The following is an 18,790-nucleotide window of genomic DNA, read 5'->3' on the forward strand; positions in this document are numbered from 1 at the left end:
ATATTTGGTTCAAGTAGTCTTAACAACGCTCGGGGAGCTTCCAGACAGAAAAAAACAAAAAAAAGATGTTAAAAGCCCTTGAGAAAATAATAAAAAGACTGTAAAAATACAGCTGACTCGACACAAAAAAATAACAAGAGGTCGAGAGGTTATCGAAAAGTCAGATGTTATCTTATTTCTCGATAATCCAGGGAGTAAAGCCAACAGGCTCGCGGTTGCTCCACTTAATAATAACAATAATAAAAAGCAGACAGGTTACGGAAAACCGCAATAAAAACTCGGAAACAGTGACAACCATTCTCATAGTTGCAGTGCGCTGCCAATTTTATGAGAGAATCAGGCGATGTGAAAGCATCGCCTTTTTTCTTGCCTAAAAATCATCTCAGACTTGTAATTCGTTGCTCCCCACTGACGTAATCCACGTTATTGCGTTACAATAGACCACATTAGTTGTTATTCAGGAGCGACCATGACTCGCCAGAAAAAGACACGTAAGGCCGGACCATTGGCACAGCCTAAAACTCCGAGAGATGCACGCGCAACAGATGCGGCATCCAAGGGCAAGAAAAAAGGAAAGGGACAAGCGCCTGGTCAGCGACATTCATCGGCTAAAGTTCTGCAGCAAAGCAAAACAAAAGGGGATGAGAAAGATCCCCGGCACGGAAGTCGTCGTAAAATAGCTTTGGTGATGACACCTGAACAGGAGCTGAAGCAGTTGCAGGAAGATACCAAACTGCAGCTACTAGCTGAACGCTTTGAAAACGATGAGTCTCTGACAGCAGAAGAGCAAAGCTACCTGGACGAGAAATCTGAGCGTTACGAGCAGCTGATTGCCAAACTGGGTTATGAACTCGATGAAGAATGGGACGACGAGGAGAGCTAATGTCCAGCGAACTCTATTGGATTATCGCCATTGTAGGCATAGCGATTATTGTCGCTCTGGGTTGGTACGCAGCCACTTTGGTGCTGCGTTTACGCACTCAGACTCAAGTTCGCGAAGCCGCGGTGCAAAAACGCGTTGACCGTATTGATGAAAGCATTATTACCATAGCCAAAGCCATGCAGCAGGAGCAATGCCCGCTGTCTGAAGGATGCCTGAGAATTGTGGTACTGCTTGATCATCGACCTGAAGCGGTCGATTACGATTACTCTAATGACTACCCTGCAATGCACGATATGTACGAGAAAATTAAGCATATGCCAACGCATGAATCGCGTAAGAAGTTTCCTAAGAAGAAAGTGAAGGAAATGGACGACGAGCGGGAAGGCTATGAGAAGTCCATGCGCGATATTATTCTTGCTGACGTTGATAAGCTATTAAAGCAATTTCCGGCGGCCTGAGGAGGCGGCATGGCGTTTTTTAAAGGTGTAAAAGAAGATATAGCTAGCGTTTTTGCAAGAGACCCCGCTGCGCGCAATACCATGGAAGTGTTATTTCACTATCCGGGGCTTCATGCCACCTGGTTTCATCGCATAAGCCACAAACTTTGGGGCTGGAAACTGTATTGGCTTGCCCGTTTTGTGTCTAATATTTCACGCTGGCTTACCGGTATCGAGATCCATCCCGGGGCTAAAATTGGCCGTCGCTTCTTTATCGACCACGGCATGGGTGTGGTTATTGGAGAAACGGCTGAAATTGGTGATGATGTCACTCTTTACCATGGTGTTACTCTTGGTGGTACAAGCTGGAATAAAGGTAAGCGGCACCCGACCCTGAAGGACGGAGTAGTTATTGGAGCCGGCGCTAAAGTACTGGGTCCAATTACGGTGGGAAAGTCTGCTCGCATTGGTTCTAATGCCGTCGTTGTCCGCGATGTACCCGAGTTAACAACGGTCGTAGGCATTCCGGCTCGCGTGGCTCAGTCTGGTGTTGATAAAGAAACGACTGAGCGGCGCAAGAAAATGGCTCAGGAATACGGTTTTGATGCTTACGCTATCTCGGCAGATAATCCTGATCCGGTGGCAACAGCAATAGGCCGGATGTTGGATCATGTGCAGGTGCTGGATAACAAAGTGTCTGACCTATGCCAGGCGGTTAATAAGCTAGGTGGCGATGTCTGCGGAGAGATCCCTGAAGTTGATATGGATGACGTCGAGTTTCTGGAAGAAAGCGAACGCGCCGCTAAACGACGCGCCCACAAAGATGATGCTTCTGCATCAGATGAGCAGAACCATTAACTTTTTAAGTTAAAGCGCTCAATCAATGAATACAGCTCTTTGCTGGTATTTTGCAGTTCGTTGCTTGAGTGCTGAGTTTGATCTGCCGTTTTTTGAGTCTCGCGAGCAGTATCGGCAATCTGAGTGATTTGTTCGCTGATATGGTCGGCAACCCCACTTTGCTCTTCGACAGCAGACGCCATTTGCGCTGACATGTCAGAAATCTCCCGAATTGCCACTGAAATTTCACCCAGCGCGCTGTCCGCTAAACGAACTTTTTCCACCCCTTCCGATGCTGCCTGCTCGCCTTGTTTCGATACTTCTACGGCATTACGGGCACGATCGCGCAGTTGCTGAATAACTTTGTGAATACCTTCGGTGGACTGAGTGGTTCTTGAGGCCAGAGAGCGAACCTCGTCAGCGACCACGGAAAATCCGCGGCCGTGTTCACCGGCACGAGCGGCTTCAATTGCGGCGTTCAATGCCAATAAGTTGGTCTGGTCAGCAATAGATGAGATTAAATCAGCGGCTTCGCCGATAGCCCCGGTAGATTGATCAAGCTCTTCCACCGTTTTGGCTATTTCTTTTACTGCGTCATGCAGCCTGATAATAACTTCACTGGCTTCTCTCGCCAGCCCGACACTTTCGTCAATGTTGGTTTTGGCTGATTCGGCCTGCTCCGCATTACGCTCTATTGTGTCGGCCACTTCCTGAATAGCGGTCGCCATCTGGTTCATTGCGGTTGCAGTCTGCTGGGTAGCAGCGGTCTGTTTATCGACGTGCTGACTGCTTAACTGTGCCTGATTGTATGTATCTTCGGTAACTTTCAGAAGACCGCCGACCGCGTCTTTCATGCGACTTAAAGCGGTTCGGTTACGAGCGCCTTCGCTAATGAGCTGCATAGCAAGCCTGGCTTCCCGGCCCTGCTTGTCGAAGTAAGTCATACCGACCAGCTCAGAGTCGAAAGCATCTATGCGCAAAGTTAATAGCCCTTGCAGCATACGGCCAACATAGGCGCCATAAGCAAGCGTTGATACCGCCGTACCTGCTAAAGTGATAAGTGCCGCTACGGGGTCACCTAGTAAGGCTATAATGGCACTGGCTATCACACCGGGAACTATCACGGGTATTAAATCTTTACAGCCTAGCCATATACGTTTGCCAAGTGGAACGGCATGTTTACCGGCGTTAAGCCTGTCATAAACGCCTTGTGCGCGTCTTTTGAGTTCATCTGAGGTGGCAACCCGCACCGATTCGAAACCCACCGGCTTATCGTTCTCCATTATTGGCGTAACATAAGCACTGACCCAATAGTGGTCGCCATTTTTACAGCGGTTTTTAACTAAGCCCATCCAGGGTTTGCCGCGTTTAATGGTTTTCCACATATGCTCGAAAACGCTGGCCGGCATATCGGGGTGACGCAAAAGGTTGTGCGGTGAACCAATTAGTTCGTCGCGAGTATAGCCACTAATATTAACGAAGTCTTCGTTACAGTGTCTGATGACCCCTTTTAGATCGGTTGAAGATATCAACCGATAGTGGTCTGGAAAGCGGCTTTCCTTTCCTGTTACCGGACCATTATTTTTCATAAGCGCCTTAAAGTTGTTTGATTAACATCAATATTAGTAAGGTTATCGTGATTTTCTAGAAAAAGTTTAGCGAAGTAGGCATTTAGCCATAAAAAAACGCCGCTAAAAGCGACGTTTTTGAAATTCTTTGTGTAAACGTTCGATACCCGTAAGGGCAACGAAGGTTCCTTACATAGGAACTACGTTTTCAGCTTGTGGACCTTTAGGGCCTTGAGCTACGGTGAAAGAAACCTGCTGGCCTTCTGCCAGAGTTTTAAAACCGTCAGACTGAATAGCGCTGAAATGTACGAAAACGTCTGCGCCGTTTTCTTGTTCGATGAAACCGAAGCCTTTAGCTTCGTTAAAGAATTTTACTTTACCAGTAGTAGTAGACATGCTGATATTCCTCGTAGTGCATGTTGAAATCAATGTATTGCTCAAAAAACTTAGGTATTACTTGGACTTACAAAACGAGGTACAGCAAAAAGGACTTCGTAAAAAATCTCAAATCAATAGCCGAAATTTTCTCAGCGGTTTCGAGTATACGCTTAATATAACCCGAGTCAACAATACCTTGCGTTATTTTAACCAGTTACGGCTGATATGGCGAAAAGTATCGGTGCCGGACTTCTCTAACCATTCAAATGCCGCCATCTCTGAAGTAATAATTTCAACGCCGGCGTTTCGCATGCGCTCAATGGCACTGTCCTTGTCTGTAGGGCGGCGCGAGCCTACTGTGTCAGCGGGTAAGAAGACCTGATAACCCGAAGCCTGAAGCTCTATTGCTGTTTGCAAGACACAGACGTGGGTTTCCATGCCCATAATAACCACATGCTTTTTATTGTACTCGGATAGCACATCGCGAAAAGTGTCGTCACGCAGCGCACTAAAGTGGGTCTTTTCAACCACTCGCGCCGCTTCAATAATATCTTGCAGGCTATCAACGGTGTAACCTAAACCTTTCGGATACTGTTCAGTAATAAGAATAGGCAAATCCAGCTGCATGGCAATTTCACCCAGCCAGCGCATACGAGAAGTAACCACATCGCGTTGGTGGATGGCTGGCAGCAACTTCTCCTGAGCATCAACAATCAGTAGTAAAGAGTCTTTCGCAGAAAGTAGCATGATGTATTCCTGTTGGTACTAAGTGATAACAGATACTAACTCTAGCTGATTAACACTACCATCAGCAAAAAGTCTAAACTTGGTTAATAATTATGCGTGAAATTTGCAGTTAAGGCGGTCAATGGCTACAATCCCCGCCTTTCCAAATGCAGATGCACATCCAAACAGTAAATAAAAGGTGACACCATGGCTCCGGTATTGATTCTAATGGGTTCCCAGTCCGATTGGCCGGTAATGCAAAAAGCGGCAGAAATGCTCGAGTCTCTGGGCATTAAATGGCAGGCGAAAGTGGTCTCTGCACACCGCACGCCGGACTTACTTAAATCCACCATGGAACAAGCGGAACAAGATGGTGTGCCTGTGGTTATCGCCGGTGCCGGTGGTGCTGCTCATTTACCGGGTATGCTGGCGGCTTATACTGCTATTCCAGTGTTTGGTGTGCCGGTTCCGAGCAAGCAGTTAAAAGGTTTAGACAGCTTATTGTCTATTGTGCAAATGCCTAAGGGTGTCGCTGTTGGTACTCTGGCTATTGGCGATGCCGGCGCGGCAAACGCAGGCTTACTGGCGGCACAGGTTATTGGCAGCTTTGACAGTGACGTGCGCAAACGGGTACACGAATTCCGCACTGCACAAAAAGAAAAAGTGATGGCTAACTCAGACTTGGAATTACCAAAATGAAAATCCTGATCCTTGGTAACGGCCAGTTAGGGCAAATGCTGGGTAAAGCTGTTATTCAGCAGGGCCATGAATGTGTTTTATACAGCGACCGGCAAGATCAGGTCATGGCATTGGGTAGCCAGCAGCCGTTATCGATGACGTTAGCGGAAGCGAATGAATGGGCTGATGTCACTACCTGGGAGCACGAGCACTTAGGTGAAGAGCTGGTGGCTAAAGCTGCCGACAAGTTTCTGTTGCAACCTGAACGCTTTAATCAACTGGTTGACCGTCGTTCTCAAAAAGCCTTGTGCGATGAGTTGGATATACCTACATCGGCCTGGAAGGCATACGAAAACGCAGCTGAGTTAAGCGCTATTTTAAACGCCTGCGACCATGCGGTTGTCATTAAATCGGCAAAAGGCGGTTACGATGGCAAAGGTCAGTGGCGCTGGCGTCCGGGTGACGACATTGCAGCCGTTGCGGAAGACGCCGGGCAACGTCCGGGTATTGTTGAAGATATGATCGATTTTACCGATGAAGTGTCGGTTGTCGGTGCGCGTTCACATAAAGGTGAACAGCGTTGTTTCCCGCTGACGTTGAACGTGCATACCCAGGGTATTTTGTCGTATAGCCTGGCGGGTGCAGAGCATTTTTCAAAAGAACTGGAAGCCTTAGCCAAAGAACATCATCAGAAACTGACCAATGCACTGGATTACGTCGGTGTATTAGCCATTGAGTTCTTCGTTGTCGATGAAGGTGACAACCAACACTTGCTGGTGAACGAAGTGGCACCGCGGGTTCATAATTCCGGTCACTGGACGATGAGCGGTGCTAACTGCGATCAGTTTAATTTGCATATACGTGCTATTACCGGCTTGCCATTGCCGGACTTGCTGATCGCGCCGACATTAATGGTGAACGTAATTGGTGTTGCCGGTATTCCGGAAGCTTTGTGGGAAGCCGCCGCTGCCGACTGTCACTGGTACGGTAAAGAGGCACGTCCCGGGCGTAAAGTGGGTCACGTTAATATCATGATTGATTCGTTTGAACGCGGCGAGAACCTGGCCAGCAGTTGGGCTGAAAAGCTGCAACTACTGGTTGGCTAAACTTTTTAGGGCGTTAATAATTCTGCGAATGAGCGGCTAAAACCGCTCATTCAGCCATTTCTGCATATCCTGAACCTGCTCCATACACAGTGAATGTGGCATTGGGTAGGTCTGATACGTCACTGTAAAACCTTTCTCTTTTAATACCGCACAGGCTTTTTGTCCCAGAACTTCCGGCACGACCGGGTCCTGCGTACCGTGCTGAACCAAAATAGGCAGTTGCGCGTTGGCTTCATTTACCTCAATGTCACCGGCGGTAGCAAAATAAGTGGAATGCGCCATTAAACCGGCCAGTGGTTTAGGGTAAGTTAAAGCCGCTTCATAACCCACCGCGCCACCTTGTGAAAACCCGGCAATAATAATGCGCTTACTGTCTATGCCCTGAGCAACTTGTTCGTCGATCATGGCGTGCACTTTAGCTGCTGACTCGCGCAGTTGCTGGCTGTCAATTTGGCGATCAATGCTCATGTCCGTAATGTCATACCAGGCTGGCATGACCATGCCCTGATTTATGGTGACCGGCATTTGCGGAGCATGCGGAAATAAAAAGCGAATCTGCGCATTAGCGATTTTTATATGCTCTGTCATGGGTACAAAGTCGTTACCGGACGCACCTAAACCGTGAAGCCAAATTATGACTGCATCGGCGTTACCCGCCGGCTCATGTTTAATAACTTCCAGAGACATTACTGATTCCCTATAGCTGCGGCCGGGTACGAACCCAGCCAGTGAATGTTGTTCATTTTAGCCAGTTCCTGCAAAGCGGCTGCTACACCTGGCTCGCTGAGGTGCCCGTCAAAATCGATAAAGAAATGATAGTCACCAAACTGACTGCCCGCCGGTCTTGAAACAATGGAGGTTAAGTTGATTTGCTGTTTCGCAAAAACTTGTAAGCTGTCGACCAATAAACCCGGATGGTCGTTGTCGTCAATGAGCAGTAAACTGCTTTTCCAATGCGTACTTTTATCAAATTCCGGCGTTTCAGACGTTGCAGATAATACCACGAAGCGCGTTTCGTTACGTGGGTTGTCAGCAATTTTGCTGTTCAGAATCTGTAATGAAGCGGGGCAGTTTACGTGCTTGGGAACCACTGCCGCAGATGGCTTTTCAGTGGCCAGCAACGCATCGAGCGACAACGCATTACTTGCGGTGTGTATAACCGGAAGCCCCAATCCATTCAGATACTGATTGCATTGACCGGCGGCGACGAACTGTGCCCATATTTGCTGCGGCTGAGCACTATTGGCCAGGCACTGAAAACCAACCGGAATGCGAATTTCCGCCTGAATATGTAACGGACGCTGAACCAGGTAGTCCACAACAGGAGAGACAAAGCCCTCGGTTAAATTTTCAATAGGCACAACCGCAGCGTCGCAGTCATTACCAATAGCGTCCAGACAACTTACCAGACTGTCCAGTAACTGAATTTGGTGCTGTTTTTCGGGTTGATAAAGCCCTGCCGCAACCTCTGAAAAGGTGCCGGCAGGGCCCAGTGTCGCTATTCTCATTTCTTATACTGCTCAAACCACGCCAGAGCGTGTTCAATTTTGGCTATCATATTAGAAGGGCGAGCCGTAACACCGTGAAAAGCACCGGGCACGCGCACCATAGCGGTATCAACTTTTTGCAGCTTCAACGCCTGGTAGAACTGTTCTGTTTCCGATATTGGCGTACGGCGGTCCTTCTCTCCTGTAAACAGCAGTACAGGTGTTTCAACGTCACCCACCATAGACAGCGGTGAACGTTGCCAGTAATGCTCCAGTTCTTCCCATGGCATACCCGGGAACTGGTTAGTAATTTGACCAATTGAGCTGTCAGCCGTCAGTACTTTACTGACCCAGTTAATCACCGGGTTAGTGGCTGCCGCGGCATTAAAACGGTTAGTTAGGCCGACAGCATAGGCTGTAGCAATTCCACCGGCTGAACCACCAGCAATAAATAGGTTGTTGGAGTCAGCAATACCTTTATCAATGAGTAAATCAATGCCGCTCATGTGGTCGGCAAAGTCATAAGGTGATGAGTAGTTACCGTCCAGCAGCATGGCAAAATCTTTACCGTAAGAGGTACTGCCGCGATGGTTTACATAAAGCACTACATAGCCTTCCGCTGCGTAGCGCTGGTGCTCTGCAGCAAAGTGCGGGCCGTAAGACAGGTGAGGGCCACCATGCACTTCTAACAACAATGGATACTCTTTGCTGTCATCGTAATTCGGCGGCGTAATATACCAGCCATGAATTTCCTGGCCGTCATAGCGCGACTCGTAGCGAATTTCGTGAACTTCCCCCAGTTTACGGTGACCAAGCAGGTCTTCATTTAGCTGAGTAAACTGAACCGCCTCGCCCCCTTGCGGCTGATAACCGACATCGGCGGGGCGATATTCGGAGCCTTTGGTGTAGGCAATTGCACCGGTCTGAGAGGCAGTGAATGAGCCCATGGTATAAGGGCGGCTAACGTAAACACCGGAAACATCATCCACCCGATTCGTCAGCTCATTGCTCAAGGTGACATCAGCAACCACGGTTTTGCCCTGATCGGCGTAAGAAACCGCAAGTGAATCATTGCCTGTCCACTGTGGTGAGCTGAAAGAACGGTCGAAGTCAGCCTGTAGCTCGGCTTCCGAGCGCTCACTCCAGTCCATGATCCACAATTGTGATTTATGGTAAGGCACCGGCTCGTTAGAGCTGTGTAAGTAAGCTAAATGTTCGCCGTTTGGTGAGAACTGTGGTGATGACTCGCGACCGGGTTTATCGGTCACCTGAGTCACTTCTTTTGAATCTAAGTTAACGCTGTACAAGTCACTTTCATTTACCTGATAGGCCCAGTCTTCAGAACGGTTGCCCGAAAAAATCAAATGTTTGTCGTCGGCAGTCCAGGCCAGAGAGCCAGCGTGCCGGTATGGGCCATCGGTTAGCTGACGAGCGCTGCCACCTTCTGCAGGTACCACAAAAATTTGGGTATGCGCGGGTTCTAACACGCCACGACCATCACGCTGATAATAGGCTTCCTGAACAATAATGGGAGAGTCAGACCACTTAGCGCCTTTAGGCTTTGTTGGCTTTTTCACACTTTTAGCAAAAGGCGTAGCTTCGGCTTTAACCGACATAGTAAAAGCCAGTTGGGTGTCGTCGTTAGACCAGCTAATACTGCCCGGGCTTTCGCTTACGTGAGTGACTTTGGCGGTGCGTTGCTCTTTAATCCAGTGCACATGAATTTGGTTCTTTTCAGAACGGTTAGAGGCAAAGGCAAGGCGAGTACCGTCATTCGACCAGGCGAGGCTGCCGTAGTTAAACTGATCGTCAAAAATCGGTAAATGTTGACCGGTTTCGGTATCAATTAGCCATAATGAGCGCCGGGTACTGTCTTTCATGTCATCAAAGCTGTTGCGGATATACGCAATGTATTTGCCGTCGGGTGAAATACTGACCTGATTAGCGTATTCAAGCTGGAAAATATCGTCCGCCTGAAATGTTTCTTGTGATAAGGCTGGAACGGAAGTAAAAAGTAGCGCTAAGCTACCGGCAATGACAGATTGCTTTAACCACATTGTTATTCTCCTTTTGGGTTATGGCTTTACGTTACTCAAGCTTGCGGAGCGATGCAAAGAGTTCCGTTCAAGTTGTTGGAAAATACGGTAAACTGAAGGCCTTTTCGAAAAGCCGGACGAAAATTAAAAAGGAAACCCCATGCACTACCGCCAAACTCGCGCTGAGATTTCTTCCTCCGCTATACAGCACAACGCTAAGTGGGTACGTCGTAAAATGGCTGGTGGAAAACTTCTGGGCGTAGTGAAAGCTGACGGTTACGGACACGGCGTCGCTCCCGCGGTTAAGGCATTGGCAGAGCTGGTTGATGGCATGGCTGCGGGTTTTATGGAAGAAGCGTTAGCGGTCCGTGAAACCGGTTACAAAGGGCCCTTGGTAATATTGGAAGGGTGCTTCTCAGCGACTGAACTGAACCTGTGTTGTGAACATCAGTTGAGCCCGGTGGTGCATTGTGAACAGCAACTTGAGTACATTGAGCAGGCGCAGTTGACTAGCCCTTTGTGGGTCTGGTTAAAAGTGGACACCGGTATGCACCGGCTTGGCTGGTCTGAAGAGCAGGCACCGCAAGCATTAAAGCGCCTGCGTGCAAGCAAGAATGTCGCCGGTGTAACCTTAATGTCGCACTTAGCCAACGCCGATGCAGAGCATCGTTTAAATGCCCGTCAAAAACAGCAATTCTGCCAGTTGTCGGAAACCCTTAACGACTATCAGGCACGGAGCTTTCACAACTCAGCCGGACTTTTAAACCCAGACACTCAGTGGTCACTTCAGGACAATGACTGGGCCAGAGCCGGTTTACTGCTTTATGGTGTGAATCCGTCTACGGTGACTGAAGTGCAGGCAGAACTGAAGCCTGCAATGCGCTTAGTTGCTCCGGTTATTGCATTGCACCAGCTGGAAAAAGGCGAGTCGGTAGGTTACGGCAGTGGTTGGAGTGCCGATAAACCCAGTGTGATAGCGACAGTTGCTATGGGCTACGCTGACGGTTACCCACGGCAAGCGAAAAATGGCACACCGGCGATGATCCGCGGCAAACGAGTGGGTTTGGCCGGACGAGTCTCTATGGACATGCTGACGATTGATGTTACCGGTATTGAAAACCTGCAGTTAGGTGATGATGTCGAGCTTTGGGGAGCTAATATTGACGTGCGAGAAGTAGCCGCCTGTGCTGATACTATTTCCTGGCACTTGCTGACCGGCGTTAGCGGCCGGGTTCCCAGAGTACTTGTATAGGCTTTTCGTTCATTAGCCATACAAAAAGTATGGCATTTATTAGTATTTATCCTACAAGTTTTACATCGGCACCCCTGATCTTTGTCAACAAAAGCGTATACTTGAGACAAACCTTAATTAAGGGTGCTTGCTATGTTCGAAAGTTTTGACGCACTGTTTTTAGCGCGCTTCCAGTTCGCGTTTACCATCGCGTTTCACATTATTTTTCCTGCCTTTACCATTGGGGTTGCCAGTTACCTGGCGGTTCTCGAAGGCCTGTACCTCAAAACCCGCAACCCGGTGTACCAGCAATTGTTCCGTTACTGGGTGAAGATTTTCGCTGTGGCCTTTGGTATGGGCGTGGTCTCCGGTATTGTCATGAGCTACCAGTTCGGCACTAATTGGTCGGTATTTTCTGATAAAGTCGGTCCGGTTATCGGCCCGCTAATGGGTTACGAAGTACTCACTGCGTTCTTCCTTGAAGCCGGGTTCCTTGGCGTTATGCTGTTCGGTATGAACAAGGTGGGCGAGAAGTTACACTTCTTCGCTACCCTGATGGTCGCGGTGGGCACCGCTATTTCAGCCTTCTGGATTTTATCGGTAAACAGCTGGATGCAGACGCCCGCTGGTTACGCTATGAATGACGTAGGGCAGTTCGTGGTCACCGACTGGTTTGAGGTGGTGTTTAACCCGTCTTTCCCTTATCGGCTGGCGCACATGCTGCTGGCAGCCTATCTGACAGTGGCCTTTGTGGTCGGCGCAGTGGGTGCCTGGCATTTGCTGAAAGACAAAACCAACGCCGCCGCCCGTAAAATGTTCTCCATGGCCATGTGGATGGCACTCATTGTGGCACCCCTGCAGGTTCTTGTCGGAGACTTCCACGGACTGAATACGCAGGAGCATCAACCCTCGAAAGTCGCGGCGATGGAAGGGCACTTCCATACCGAAGCCCGGGCACCGTTGTATTTATTCGGTATGCCGAATGAAGAAACCGCGGAAGTGGACTACGCCCTGAAAGTTCCGGGTCTTGCCAGCATCATTCTGAAACACGATATAGACGCAGAAGTAACCGGTCTTGACCAGTTCCCGCGGGAAGACTGGCCGCCGGTGGCTACCGTATTCTGGGCCTTCCGGATAATGGTCGGCGTGGGCATGCTGATGGTGCTTGCCGGACTCTGGTCAGGCTTCCAGCGCCTGCGCGGCAAACTGTACGACAATAAAACCTTGCTACGTTTCAGTTTATTTATGGGGCCCATGGGCTTTGTGGCGGTCATTGCCGGCTGGATTGTCACCGAAGTGGGGCGTCAGCCCTGGGTGGTCTATGGCCTGTTGCGCACCGCCGATGCGGCATCGCCGATTGATAAAGCCGGAGTGGCAGGCAGCCTGATAGCCTTTATTGTGGTGTATTTCCTCGTTTTTGGTGCGGGCACTTTTTACATTCTGCGCAAAATGGCGGGGAACCCTGAACAGGTTGCTATTCCCGACTACGCGAAGCATAAGCCCACTATGGCCGCTGAGCGCATTTACGATGAGGAGGTGTAAGCTATGGATTACGCACTGATTTGGGCAATATTAATTTCGGTCGCCGTATTTGCTTACGTCGCACTCGATGGCTTTGACTTAGGGATAGCGCTGCTGTTTCCCTGGTTCAAAAAAGAAGAAGACCGTGACGTGATGATGAACACCGTGGCGCCGGTCTGGGACGGTAACGAAACCTGGCTGGTGCTGGGCGGCGGCGGTCTGCTGGCGGTGTTCCCACTGGCTTACTCGGTGCTGATGCCGGCGCTTTATATGCCTGTTATTGCTATGCTGCTGGGGCTTATTTTCCGCGGCGTGGCTTTTGAGTACCGCTTTAAAACCAAACGCGCCAAAGGCATCTGGGACTTATCCTTTATTACCGGCTCGCTGATAGCGGCCATGAGTCAGGGCATTATGCTGGGCGCTATGCTGCAGGGCATTCAGGTAACCGGACGGGAATACTCCGGCGGCTGGTTCGACTGGCTGACACCCTTTACTCTTTTCTGCGGCGTGGCGGTGGTTATCGGCTACATGATGCTGGGCGCGACCTGGCTGGTGATGAAAACCAGCGGTGACCTGCAGCGTCAAAGCTACCGTGCCGGCTGGTACACCACGATATTGCTGGTGGCCTGTATTGCCTTTGTGAGCCTTTACTTACCTTATGTCGATATGTTCATTGCCGAGCGCTGGTTCACTTACCCGGCTTCCGTTGGTCTATGGGCTTTGCCAATACTGCTGGCGGTGATGACCATTGGTTTACTGCGTTCGCTGCATAGAAAACAGGAAGGGCGCCCCTACCTATGGGGTTTGGGCATGTTCCTGCTGGCTTACACCGGCTTCGCGGTCAGCATATTCCCGTATCTGGTACCCCGCAGCATTACCTTGTGGGAAGCCGCTGCACCGGACAACAGCCTGAAGTTCTTACTCGTGGGTGCTGTGTTCCTGTTGCCGATGATCTTCGCTTACACCGGTTATACCTACTGGGTGTTTCGCGGCAAAGTTGACCCTGACAGCGGATACCACGACTGATGAAGCCTGTACTTAAAAAATGGCTGTGGTTTGTGGGGTTATGGTGCCTGGGCGTACTGGCGGTCACCTTAGTGGGTGGCCTGATCCGCTGGGCTTTACTCTAAGCTTGCGCTAGGCTAAAGGCAGACTTGACGCCGGAGGCAACCAAAATGAAATTGACTCACCTTCTGGCCGCATCCGTTGCGGCCTTATTTTTATCTGCTTGTAACAATGCAGAGCCCCAGAGTAATGATACTCGCAGTGCAGATTACGTGATTAAAAACGTGACCCTTGTTGATTGGCTTAAGGGTGAACCCAATGTCAGTGAGCAGCAGACGTTGGTGGTTAATGACGGATACATCAGCGGTGTGTTTGAGAACGCTGAAGCCCCGGCTTTTGACGATAACACGCAGGTCATTGATGCCGAAGGGCAATACGTTTTACCAGGCATGGCAGAAATGCACGGCCATGTGCCGCCGGCAACAGATTTTGGTGACTTCCCCAAACGTTACGCAGACGATATGTTGTTTTTGTACATTGCCAATGGTGTAACAACGGTGCGTGGCATGCTGGGGTATCCGCACCAGTTGCAGCTTAAGTCCGATATTGAATCGGGTAAGCGGCAGGGTCCAACGTTATACTTGGCCGGCCCCAGCTTCAGTGGCAATACCATTGAGTCGGTTGAGCAGGTGACGAAGCGGGTCATTGCACAACGCGATGAAGGGTGGGACTTACTTAAAGTGCACCCGGGGTTAACCCTTGAAGAGTATGAGGCCATGGCTAGTACGGCTCGCCAGGCGGGTATGGATTTTGCCGGACATGTGCCTGCAGATGTCGGATTAAAACGCGCCATGGAAGCAGGCCAGAGAACCATTGACCACCTGAACGGTTACCTCGCTTACGTTGATGCTATGAACAGAGAAATAACGCAGGACGAGCTCGATTTGCTGGTTTCTATGACGCTGGAACAAGACGTTGCGGTTGTGCCCACCCAGGCCTTATGGAAAACCCTGATAGGTGCGGCTGATCCAGACAAGCTGAAAGACTATCCGGAAATTCAGTTGGTACCAGAGGCGGTTCGCGAAGGCTGGCTAAACTATTACGATAACCCCAGCAGTTACTTCAATCAGGAACAGGCACAAGTGCAGCAGGAAAATCGGCAAAAGCTATTGCACGCCCTGCACGAAGGCGGCGCTGAAATCATTTTTGGAACCGATGCGCCACAGTTGTTCAGTGTTCCGGGTTACTCCATACACCACGAAATACAGCTGATGTCAGAAGCCGGTATACCTATGGCTGATATTTTGCGTTCTGCCACAGTAGCGGCCGGCGACTACTTTGCCGAACAGGATACCTTTGGACGCATTGCTCCCGGACACCGGGCTGACTTTATTTTGTTAAAGGATAACCCTCTGAAGAACCCAGATACTCTGCGAGAGAACCAAGGGGTTATGGTGCGCGGGCAGTGGTTAAGCCGTGAAGCTATTGATAAGAAGGTTGAGGAAATTCGGGCGGCTTACGCGCAGTAGACAGAAATAAAGGCACCCATTGGCGGGTGCCTTTTAATGAGAGACCTGGTGTTGCTTATTGTTCTAACTGATGAACCCACTCAGTTAACAAGCGCACACCAAAGCCGGTTGGTCCTGCCGGATGAATACCGGTATCAGAACTGACCATAGCGTCAGCGGCCATATCGATATGGATCCACGGGGTGTCGCCAGCAAAGTGCTTAAGAAACGCTGCGCCCGCCTGTGTGCCCGGAGAACCAATGTTACGAATATCGGCCAGCGGGCTGTCTATAATGCCATCATAGCCTTCTAAAGGCAGCTCCCAGACTTTTTCACCAGTGACATTACCGGCTTCAATGATCGTGCTACGTAAGTCGTCCTCAGATGCAAACAACGCTGCATAACCTGTACCCAGAGCGCCAACTTTCGAACCGGTTAAGGTCGCAATATTGGCAATGGCACGAGGCTTGAATTTGTCGTTGGCATACCAGTTGGCGTCACCAAGAATCAGTCGACCTTCTGCGTCAGTGTTAGCTATTTCTACCAAAGTACCGTCACCGGCTTTAACGACGTCTCCGGGCAGAGTTGCTGTGCCTGAAATTAGGTTGTGCGACAGTGGTGCTACAGCAACCACATTTACCGGTGCTTCTTGTGCCGCTAATGCCATAACAGCCCCAATGACCGCGCCTGCGCCAGCTTTGTCGGTCTGCATGCGTAAAATAGAAGACGAGCTGGTTTTTAAGTTATAACCACCGGTGTCAAAGGTATTACCTTTGCCGACCAATGCGATTGGGTCAGCGTTACTGCCCTTATAGTGTGCGGCCAGCAGGTAAGAGCCGTGTTGGCTGCCTTTACTAACGCCATGAAGCAGGCCCATGTCCATTTCTTCAACTTGTTCTGGCGTGACAATTGTCAGTTCGATATCCATATCGTTCATGGCTTCCTGAGCTAATTTCACAATGGCTTCAGGGTAGCCGTCGCTGCCGGGCAGAGCGGTAATGTCGCGGGCAACAAATACGCCTTCAGCAATTGCGCGAGAGGCCAGATACTTTTTTTCTGCCATATCAGGGCTGTTCACTAACCAGTGGTACGCAGTTTGCGGGCGTTCTTTAGGTTCAGACTGATAACGGTCAAAGCGGTAGTTACGCAAGTCGATACCGTGGGCAATGTGCGAACTCAATTCGGCAGCAATGCCTGGATTACCAATTAGGCGTGTGTCAAAAACCACGTTCTCTAGCTCAGGCTTTAAAGCGGCAGCAATAGAGGCGCCTAGCTTCTCGGCTTCAAAACGGGACAGTTCAGACGGATTACCGACGCCAGCCAGAAGCAGGTGATTGGCTTTGGTGCCTTCAGGCGCAATAACTGTGGTTAACTGCGATGCCTCGCCTTTAAATTCTTCAATTTCCGCAGCGCGGCTAACGGCGTTTACATCAGAGCCTGACCATTCCGGTAGCTCAACTGCAGCACCTTCCGGCACAAAAATAACGCGCGTTTTGGTGTTTTTGTTTTCATCTGAGAAGCTCGTTGACGTATCTAAGTAGTCACTGGCCACTGTGGGCAGCGACAAAACTGAAGAGACGGTCAACGCACTCATAATTTGTTTTAACGACATAGTGTTTTCCTTGAATTAGATTTTCTTGAGTTATCTGCAGTTACTATAAAACCATAACCCACTGACAGGCAAAGCGATTAAGGCCAAACCCGATAAAAGCACGATGAATCAGGTAGTGGCGTTAAGAACACGTTTACCGAAAAGTGAAATTCAAAATACTTGTGGTAGTCTTTACAAAAAATAAAAAGGAATTGCCATGAAAAACCTAACTAAAGTTCTGTTTTTAAGTCTTGCCGCAAGTACCTTACTGGCTTGCTCAGAACAAGCGTCCGCAGATAAAAAAGACGGTATATCTCTAGAGAAGAAAATTCGTCAAACCGCGGAACAATCGCTGGAAGCTTTTAATATTCCGGGTTTGGCTGTTGTTGCGGTTAAAGACGGCGAAGTGATTTTAGCCGAGGGCTTCGGCGTTCGGGATATCGAGTCGCAGCAACCGGTTACGTCAACAACTCTGTTTGGTATAGCATCGCATACCAAGGCTTTTACTGCTGCGGCTATGGCCACCTTAGTTGAGCAGGGAAAAGTGGAATGGGACGATAAAGTCGTTGAGCATTTGCCGGGCTTTAAATTGGCTGACCCTTATATTACCCGAGAGCTAACTATTCGTGACTTGTTGAGTCACCGCTCTGGTCTTGGGTTGGGTGCCGGCGACTTGATGATTTGGCCGAACACCGACAAAACCACCGACGAGGTGATTGCCGGCTTAGCCAATGTGCCCATTGAGCATGGCTTTCGTGAGCGTTTTGACTACAACAACCTGATGTTCGTCACGGCGGGCGAAGTGATCAGCGAAGTTACGAATATGCCTTACCAGCAGTATGTGGAACAAACGTTGTTTGAACCTATGCAGATGGATGAGAGCACTATCGGCTTTTCGCGCATTGATGAGGGTTACAACAATGTGGCGGTAGGTACCATTGAAGTGGATGGTGAACTGCATCGTTTTCCGCTCGACTTTCTTGAGGACTTTTCGGCGGCTGGCGCAACAGCGGCAAGCGCAGATGACATGAGCCGTTGGTTGCTGACCCTGCTGAATGAAGGCAAGACACCCACAGGAGAGCGTTTGTTTACCGAAGCGTCGTTGCATAACATGTGGCAACTGACCACGCCATTGCCGGTATCAGGCGATGCGGCAGAGCAGGGCACCTATTTCAGAGGTTATGGTTTAGGTTGGTTCGTGAAAGATTATTACGGCGTTAAGCATGTGTCTCATAGTGGCGGTATTCTGGGAATGTTGTCCTTTACAACGGTCATCCCTGAGGAAGAGTTCGCCATTACGGTTATGAGTAACCAGCAGGCGTTCGGTGCCTTAACCGCTATAGTGCAAGAGTCTCTGGAAGAAATTCTGGGTGTGCCTGATCAGGACTGGGTGGCAAAGGAAAGCAAAAAATATCATGAGTTCATTCAGAAAAAGGCCGATTTTAAGGTAGAAGCAGTTGATGATCCGCAGCCTGCGTTGGCGTTGTCTACATACTCGGGAACTTATAAAGATGACTGGTATGGTGATGTCGTTATTTCTGAGCAGGGTGACGCTCTGCGTATAGATTTCACCCATACCAATATGCTGAAAGGTTCGCTGGAGCATTACAACGGCAATACCTTTATTGTGCGCTGGGACGAGCCGCTATTAGAAGCGGATGCCTTTATTGAATTCGATGTGAGTCAGAGCAATCAGGTAGAAGCCGCAACCATGGATGCCGTAGCCGATTTTACCGACTTTAGTTTTGATTTTCATAATCTAAAACTGGAAAAGCAATAGTCGGATAAATGTCGAATA

17 protein-coding genes are annotated in these 18,790 nt (G+C 49.6%); 10 read left to right on the forward strand and 7 right to left on the reverse strand.

Features of this window, described 5'->3' with window-relative positions; all coding sequences use genetic code 11:
• Positions 1-469: 469 nt before the first annotated feature.
• Genes ACN0TF_RS05985 through cysE form a run of 3 tightly spaced genes read left to right on the forward strand, consistent with a single transcriptional unit; the run spans position 470 to position 2,178 of the window.
• Positions 470-883, forward strand: coding sequence for a GTPase-activating protein (locus ACN0TF_RS05985; protein ID WP_034819346.1), 414 nt, complete (start codon positions 470-472; stop codon positions 881-883).
• Positions 883-1,341 carry a DUF2489 domain-containing protein gene (locus ACN0TF_RS05990; RefSeq protein ID WP_034819343.1) on the forward strand — a complete coding sequence of 153 codons (459 nt, stop codon included), beginning with the start codon at positions 883-885 and terminating at the stop codon, positions 1,339-1,341. The genes ACN0TF_RS05985 and ACN0TF_RS05990 overlap by 1 nt, the downstream gene beginning before the upstream one ends.
• A 9-nt stretch (positions 1,342-1,350) precedes the next feature.
• On the forward strand, positions 1,351-2,178 hold the full coding sequence (gene cysE / locus ACN0TF_RS05995) for a serine O-acetyltransferase (protein WP_417441177.1): 828 nt from the start codon (positions 1,351-1,353) through the stop codon (positions 2,176-2,178).
• Here cysE and ACN0TF_RS06000 read toward each other — a convergent pair.
• The 3 genes from ACN0TF_RS06000 to ACN0TF_RS06010 all read right to left on the reverse strand — a co-directional run bounded on the left by ACN0TF_RS06000 (position 2,175) and on the right by ACN0TF_RS06010 (position 4,850).
• Positions 2,175-3,746: a PAS domain-containing methyl-accepting chemotaxis protein gene (locus ACN0TF_RS06000; RefSeq protein ID WP_417441178.1), complete on the reverse strand. Its 1,572-nt coding sequence runs from the start codon at positions 3,744-3,746 to the stop codon at positions 2,175-2,177. The genes cysE and ACN0TF_RS06000 overlap by 4 nt on opposite strands.
• A gap of 168 nt (positions 3,747-3,914) precedes the next feature.
• Positions 3,915-4,121, reverse strand: coding sequence for a cold-shock protein (locus ACN0TF_RS06005; RefSeq protein ID WP_011233297.1), 207 nt, complete (start codon positions 4,119-4,121; stop codon positions 3,915-3,917).
• A 183-nt stretch (positions 4,122-4,304) separates the two neighbouring features.
• Positions 4,305-4,850, reverse strand: coding sequence for a hydrolase (locus tag ACN0TF_RS06010; protein WP_034819335.1), 546 nt, complete (start codon positions 4,848-4,850; stop codon positions 4,305-4,307).
• Between the two features lie 186 nt (positions 4,851-5,036).
• Here ACN0TF_RS06010 and purE point away from each other — a divergent pair, with 186 nt between their 5' ends.
• Together purE and ACN0TF_RS06020 are read left to right on the forward strand one after the other, a co-directional pair.
• Positions 5,037-5,528, forward strand: coding sequence for a 5-(carboxyamino)imidazole ribonucleotide mutase (purE, locus tag ACN0TF_RS06015; protein WP_011233299.1), 492 nt, complete (start codon positions 5,037-5,039; stop codon positions 5,526-5,528).
• A complete protein-coding gene (locus ACN0TF_RS06020) occupies positions 5,525-6,613 on the forward strand; it encodes an ATP-grasp domain-containing protein (RefSeq protein ID WP_417441179.1) in 1,089 nt (362 codons plus the stop codon). The genes purE and ACN0TF_RS06020 overlap by 4 nt, the downstream gene beginning before the upstream one ends.
• Before the next feature lie 36 nt (positions 6,614-6,649).
• Here the strand turns inward: ACN0TF_RS06020 and ACN0TF_RS06025 are convergent, their stop codons facing one another.
• The 3 genes from ACN0TF_RS06025 to ACN0TF_RS06035 are packed head-to-tail and all read right to left on the reverse strand — an operon-like array spanning position 6,650 to position 10,157.
• Positions 6,650-7,300 (reverse strand): alpha/beta hydrolase, encoded by a 651-nt coding sequence (locus ACN0TF_RS06025; protein WP_034819333.1) that lies wholly within the window; start codon positions 7,298-7,300, stop codon positions 6,650-6,652.
• Positions 7,300-8,121 (reverse strand): prephenate dehydratase, encoded by an 822-nt coding sequence (locus ACN0TF_RS06030; RefSeq protein ID WP_417441180.1) that lies wholly within the window; start codon positions 8,119-8,121, stop codon positions 7,300-7,302. Before ACN0TF_RS06030 ends, ACN0TF_RS06025 begins: the two co-directional genes overlap by 1 nt.
• On the reverse strand, positions 8,118-10,157 hold the full coding sequence (locus ACN0TF_RS06035; protein WP_417441181.1) for a S9 family peptidase: 2,040 nt from the start codon (positions 10,155-10,157) through the stop codon (positions 8,118-8,120). Before ACN0TF_RS06035 ends, ACN0TF_RS06030 begins: the two co-directional genes overlap by 4 nt.
• Positions 10,158-10,296: 139 nt before the next feature.
• Between ACN0TF_RS06035 and alr the strand changes: the two genes are divergently transcribed.
• The 4 genes from alr to ACN0TF_RS06055 all read left to right on the forward strand — a co-directional run bounded on the left by alr (position 10,297) and on the right by ACN0TF_RS06055 (position 15,422).
• Complete coding sequence (alr, locus tag ACN0TF_RS06040; RefSeq protein ID WP_417441182.1) at positions 10,297-11,388, forward strand: alanine racemase; 1,092 nt, start codon at positions 10,297-10,299, stop codon at positions 11,386-11,388.
• A 132-nt stretch (positions 11,389-11,520) separates the two neighbouring features.
• Complete coding sequence (locus ACN0TF_RS06045) at positions 11,521-12,909, forward strand: cytochrome ubiquinol oxidase subunit I (protein ID WP_417441183.1); 1,389 nt, start codon at positions 11,521-11,523, stop codon at positions 12,907-12,909.
• Between the two features lie 3 nt (positions 12,910-12,912).
• Positions 12,913-13,914, forward strand: a complete 1,002-nt coding sequence (gene cydB, locus ACN0TF_RS06050) for a cytochrome d ubiquinol oxidase subunit II (RefSeq protein WP_417441184.1) — start codon at positions 12,913-12,915, stop codon at positions 13,912-13,914.
• Between the two features lie 149 nt (positions 13,915-14,063).
• Positions 14,064-15,422, forward strand: coding sequence for an amidohydrolase family protein (locus ACN0TF_RS06055; RefSeq protein WP_417441185.1), 1,359 nt, complete (start codon positions 14,064-14,066; stop codon positions 15,420-15,422).
• Positions 15,423-15,477: 55 nt separating this feature from the next.
• On the opposite strand, the gene ACN0TF_RS06060 is transcribed toward ACN0TF_RS06055, so the two are convergent.
• Positions 15,478-17,013 (reverse strand): leucyl aminopeptidase family protein, encoded by a 1,536-nt coding sequence (locus ACN0TF_RS06060; RefSeq protein ID WP_417441186.1) that lies wholly within the window; start codon positions 17,011-17,013, stop codon positions 15,478-15,480.
• A gap of 196 nt (positions 17,014-17,209) precedes the next feature.
• On the opposite strand from ACN0TF_RS06060, the gene ACN0TF_RS06065 reads away from it, so the two are divergent.
• The gene (locus tag ACN0TF_RS06065; RefSeq protein WP_417441187.1) at positions 17,210-18,772 is read left to right on the forward strand and encodes a serine hydrolase; all 1,563 of its coding nucleotides are present in this window, start codon (positions 17,210-17,212) and stop codon (positions 18,770-18,772) included.
• Positions 18,773-18,790: the final 18 nt, after the last annotated feature.

Source organism: Idiomarina sp. (genome assembly GCF_048265525.1).
Taxonomy (GTDB): Bacteria; Pseudomonadota; Gammaproteobacteria; order Enterobacterales; family Alteromonadaceae; genus Idiomarina.

Coding starts and splice junctions, on each gene's coding strand:
- ACN0TF_RS05985 (WP_034819346.1), top strand. CDS start 470: ATGACTCGCCAGAAAAAGACACGTAAGGCCGGACCATTGGCACAGCCT.
- ACN0TF_RS05990 (WP_034819343.1), top strand. CDS start 883: ATGTCCAGCGAACTCTATTGGATTATCGCCATTGTAGGCATAGCGATT.
- cysE (WP_417441177.1), top strand. CDS start 1,351: ATGGCGTTTTTTAAAGGTGTAAAAGAAGATATAGCTAGCGTTTTTGCA.
- ACN0TF_RS06000 (WP_417441178.1), bottom strand. CDS start 3,746: ATGAAAAATAATGGTCCGGTAACAGGAAAGGAAAGCCGCTTTCCAGAC.
- ACN0TF_RS06005 (WP_011233297.1), bottom strand. CDS start 4,121: ATGTCTACTACTACTGGTAAAGTAAAATTCTTTAACGAAGCTAAAGGC.
- ACN0TF_RS06010 (WP_034819335.1), bottom strand. CDS start 4,850: ATGCTACTTTCTGCGAAAGACTCTTTACTACTGATTGTTGATGCTCAG.
- purE (WP_011233299.1), top strand. CDS start 5,037: ATGGCTCCGGTATTGATTCTAATGGGTTCCCAGTCCGATTGGCCGGTA.
- ACN0TF_RS06020 (WP_417441179.1), top strand. CDS start 5,525: ATGAAAATCCTGATCCTTGGTAACGGCCAGTTAGGGCAAATGCTGGGT.
- ACN0TF_RS06025 (WP_034819333.1), bottom strand. CDS start 7,300: ATGTCTCTGGAAGTTATTAAACATGAGCCGGCGGGTAACGCCGATGCA.
- ACN0TF_RS06030 (WP_417441180.1), bottom strand. CDS start 8,121: ATGAGAATAGCGACACTGGGCCCTGCCGGCACCTTTTCAGAGGTTGCG.
- ACN0TF_RS06035 (WP_417441181.1), bottom strand. CDS start 10,157: ATGTGGTTAAAGCAATCTGTCATTGCCGGTAGCTTAGCGCTACTTTTT.
- alr (WP_417441182.1), top strand. CDS start 10,297: ATGCACTACCGCCAAACTCGCGCTGAGATTTCTTCCTCCGCTATACAG.
- ACN0TF_RS06045 (WP_417441183.1), top strand. CDS start 11,521: ATGTTCGAAAGTTTTGACGCACTGTTTTTAGCGCGCTTCCAGTTCGCG.
- cydB (WP_417441184.1), top strand. CDS start 12,913: ATGGATTACGCACTGATTTGGGCAATATTAATTTCGGTCGCCGTATTT.
- ACN0TF_RS06055 (WP_417441185.1), top strand. CDS start 14,064: ATGAAATTGACTCACCTTCTGGCCGCATCCGTTGCGGCCTTATTTTTA.
- ACN0TF_RS06060 (WP_417441186.1), bottom strand. CDS start 17,013: ATGTCGTTAAAACAAATTATGAGTGCGTTGACCGTCTCTTCAGTTTTG.
- ACN0TF_RS06065 (WP_417441187.1), top strand. CDS start 17,210: ATGAAAAACCTAACTAAAGTTCTGTTTTTAAGTCTTGCCGCAAGTACC.